Origin of the sequence: Vibrio sp. 2304 (assembly GCF_033339475.1) — a bacterium.
Classification (GTDB): Bacteria; Pseudomonadota; Gammaproteobacteria; order Enterobacterales; family Vibrionaceae; genus Vibrio; species Vibrio alginolyticus.
Map to the genome: position 1 here is coordinate 1 of NZ_JAWOUQ010000058.1, position 717 is coordinate 717.

Sequence of the window (717 nt, forward strand, 5' to 3'; positions counted from 1 at the left end):
ACAGCGTGTTACTGGTAACGGGTGAGCATGAGACCAAAGTTGGGATGAAATACTTTCGCGAAATGGTGCCAATCATCAAGCAGCGATTTAATTATTTAGCGATGGAAGTCCAACCGTTGGATCAGGACGAATACGCCGAACTCAAAACATTGGGCCTTGATGCGGTGATGGTGTATCAAGAAACCTATCATCCCAAAACATATGCTCAGCATCATTTGCGTGGCAACAAAATGGATTTCCGATACCGGCTTGAAACGCCTGATAGATTGGCAAAAGCGGGGATCGACAAAATCGGTCTTGGCGCTTTGATTGGTTTGGAAGAGGGGCGCACCGACTGCTTTTTTGCTGCTGCGCATCTGGATTACCTGGAGCGTACTTACTGGCAATCGCGTTATTCGATTTCTTTTCCTCGTTTACGCCCTTGTGCCGGTAATGTACCAGCGTCGGGATTACAACCGAAATCCGTCATGACGGATAAGCAGTTGGTGCAATTGATTTGCGCCTATCGACTGTTTAATCCGGAAGTGGAGTTGTCATTGTCGACGCGCGAATCACCGCAGTTTCGCGACAATGTATTACCGTTAGGCATCACGAGTATGTCTGCGGCATCGAAAACACAACCCGGTGGTTATGCGACCGAAGAGGTGGAACTGGAACAGTTCGAAATCAGTGACGAGCGTAGCGCGGCATCGGTAGAAGACATGATCAGAGCGAAAG

At 48.7% G+C, this 717-nt stretch carries 1 pseudogene; it reads left to right on the forward strand.

What is annotated here, in order from left to right:
* Positions 1-717, forward strand: a pseudogene (thiH, locus tag R7P64_RS24220) (2-iminoacetate synthase ThiH); the annotation flags it as partial.